Source organism: Brucella pecoris, from assembly GCF_006376675.1.
GTDB lineage: Bacteria > Pseudomonadota > Alphaproteobacteria > Rhizobiales > Rhizobiaceae > Brucella > Brucella pecoris.
This window is the reverse complement of record NZ_VEWK01000042.1, coordinates 1-3,096: the sequence shown is the minus strand read 5'-3', so window position 1 is coordinate 3,096 and position 3,096 is coordinate 1. Positions and strand designations below refer to the sequence as shown.

Sequence of the window (3,096 nt, the reverse complement as noted above, 5' to 3'; positions counted from 1 at the left end):
CCGGAATGGGAACTGTGCGTGCAGCTCTTCGATCAGGAATTTGCCGACAGCTTCGATTTCGACGTGCTCGATCCGACAAAGCTGATCCCGGAAGAAGTTATTAAGCCTGTCCCAGTCGGGCGGCTGGTGCTTGATCGTATGCCAGACAACTTTTTTGCCGAAACCGAACAGGTTGCGTTCATGACGCAGAACGTTCCCCCTGGGATCGATTTCTCCAACGACCCCTTGCTACAGGGACGCAATTTTTCCTACCTCGACACGCAGTTGAAGAGACTGGGCAGTCCCAACTTTACCCATATTCCTATCAACGCGCCCAAATGCCCGTTTCACCATTTCCAGCAGGATGGACATATGGCGATGCGTAACCCTGCTGGACGCGCAAACTACCAACCTAATTCCTGGGGACAAGGACCAAGGCCTAATCCCACGCGCGGGTTCCGGTCATTTGCAGCCCAGGAAGACGGACAGAAAGTTCGCCTCCGACCGGAGAGTTTCGCCGACCATTACAGCCAGGCGCGGCAGTTTTATTCGAGCCAGACCGCGACGGAACAGAAGCATATTGCGATGGCGCTGACTTTCGAACTTTCGAAAGTGGAAACACCTGTGATCCGCGAGCGTATTGTGTCACATTTGCTGAACATCGATGCCAACCTCGCGGAAACGGTCGCCGGTAAGCTCGGCATCCGCAAGATGCCGAAGGCTGCGGACGCGATGGTGCGCGTGCGTGACGATCTTGCTCCATCTCCAGCACTCAGCATTATTGAGAACGGGCCCAGTAGCTTCAAGGGCAGAAAAATTGGAGTGCTTGTTGCCAATGGCACGGATGCGCAGGTGCTCAAGGGTATTCGGCACGCCGCAGAGAAGGAAGGTGCAATGGTAGAACTGGTTGCGCCGACAGTTGGAGGTTTCGAAGCTTCCAGCGGCGAATGGATGCAGGCCGACCATATGATTGACGGCGGTCCATCCGTACTGTTCGATGCTGTAGCCCTTGTGTTGTCTGAAGAAGCGGCCAACCGGCTTCTCGGTGAGTCCACGGCGCGGGACTTTGTTGCCGATGCGTTCGCACACTGCAAGTTCATTGGCTTTACCGCAGGCGCGATGCCGCTGCTCGCCAAGGCCGGTATCGAGCCCGAAATGGACGAAGGGCTGATCCCGCTCGACAATTCAAGGGCGGCCACCGACTTCGTCGTGTCGTGCCGTAAGCTCCGCTTATGGGCGCGTGAAGATACCGTCAAGCTCTGATCTCGCGGCATACAACTGATGTGAAGAGATGTTCGAAGTGCAAACACAAGCGGCCCGGCCCAGCCGGGCCGTTAACCGCATGTATTGGAATGTGGAGAAATTGGTAATTGCCCATGAAGAACATTGCTATCGTCGGCACCGGTCCGACCGGGATTTATACTTTCTTCTCGCTGCTCAAATTCGCAGAGCAAATGTCCATCTCGATCTACGAGAAGGAAGATGAAGCTGGCGTAGGCATGCCTTATAATGACGATGAGAACAGCCGGATGATGCTGGCCAACATCGCCAGCATCGAGATACCGCCGATTACCTCGACCTATCTCGACTGGCTGCGCGAGCAGGACGAGACGCGTCTCGCTCGATACCGGGTCGACAAGGAAGATCTTCACGATCGACAATTCCTGCCTCGCATTCTGCTGGGCGAATATTTCCGGGATCAGTTTCTGGCTCTTGTCGAGGCAGCGCGTCGAAAAGGATTTGCAGTCGAAGTGCACGAATCCAGCGAGGTAACGGATATCGAAGCCACCACCAATGGTGTAAAGCTCTGGTCTGAGGGGAAGCTCGATTCGAAACTCTTCGATCTCGTCGTCATCGCCACCGGACACGTCTGGCCCGATGATGAAAAGGCAACGCGCAATTATTATCCCAGCCCCTGGTCTGGACTGATCGAAGCTAGGATACCTGCGTGTAAAGTGGGTATTATGGGAACATCGCTTAGCGCCATCGACGCAGCAATGGCGGTCGTTGCCCAACATGGAAGCTTCATTGAGGAAGATAACGACAACCTGAGCTTCGACCTTGACCCGGACAGTAAAAGTCTGGCGATAACGCTTATGTCCCGTTCAGGCATCCTGCCAGAAGCGGATTTTTATTGCCCTATCCCTTACGAGCCCTTGCAGATTGCCACGGAGCAGGCGATCAACAGGGAGATCCAGACTGGCGAGAGTGGCTTGCTTGACAGGATATTTGCCCTGGTCGCGCGCGAAATCGAGGTGGCCGATCCGGCCTGGAGTGAGCGTGTTTCACTTTCGAAGCTCGACGCTGACAGCTTCGCTGACGCGTACTTTGATGATCGGCAAAACCACGATGCGTTCCGCTGGGCAGAATACAATCTCAAAGAAGTGGAGCGCAACAAGCGGGAGAAGCATACCGTCCCCTGGCGCTATGCAATCCTTCGGCTGCACGAGGTCGTGCAGGAGATCATTCCGCGTCTCAATGAAGAGGACCGCGAGCGGTTCGATACAGGACTCTGCAAGGTCTTCGTTGACAACTATGCTGCCATCCCGTCGGAATCGATCCGCAGACTGCTGGCGCTGCGCAAGGCCGGCCTGATAGACGTCCTCGAACTTGGGCACGATTACGACATGGAGGTAAGGAAGGATCACACCGTCATCGCCATTGGCACGGAAGTACGGACATTCGACGTGTTCATCGACGCCCGAGGCCAGAAGCCACTCAAGACGAAGGATTTGCCGTTTCCGTCACTGCGCCGGCAACTCGTTTCGGTCGGAGAGGATATTCCGGACGTCTCAGACGACTACACTTTGCTGGCACCGGACATTGCACGTGGCAAGATTGCGTTCGGCGCACTGCCGTATCTGATGCACGACCAGCCTTTCGTGCAGGGAATTACGGCAAGTGCCGACATTGGAGCAGTAATGGCCACTGCTGTCAGTGAACTAACACACCGAACGCGCCGGCGGCTTCCTTTTATGGATCTCTCCTGATCGAAGCTGAAACATTGACAGGTCAGAAAGATACGTCCATGCGAGCGGCTTGGATTATATCTTCGATCAATTCACGCCTTGCACGTTCTCTCGCGACACTGTCGTTTAACCGCAAGATATAGGATGG

2 protein-coding genes are annotated in these 3,096 nt (G+C 55.2%); both read left to right on the top strand.

All coding sequences use genetic code 11. The annotated features are described in order from the left end of the window. A partial coding sequence (locus tag FIB18_RS24485; protein WP_140023472.1) for a catalase occupies window positions 1-1,242 on the top strand: 1,242 nt, incomplete at its 5' end. Window positions 1,243-1,355: 113 nt separating this feature from the next. Further along, window positions 1,356-2,969: an FAD-NAD(P)-binding protein gene (locus tag FIB18_RS24480; protein WP_138787512.1), complete on the top strand. Its 1,614-nt coding sequence runs from the start codon at window positions 1,356-1,358 to the stop codon at window positions 2,967-2,969. Window positions 2,970-3,096 lie beyond the last annotated feature (127 nt).

Excerpts from the sequence above, each read along its gene's own strand:
- FIB18_RS24480 (WP_138787512.1), top strand. The coding sequence starts at position 1,356 with ATGAAGAACATTGCTATCGTCGGCACCGGTCCGACCGGGATTTATACT.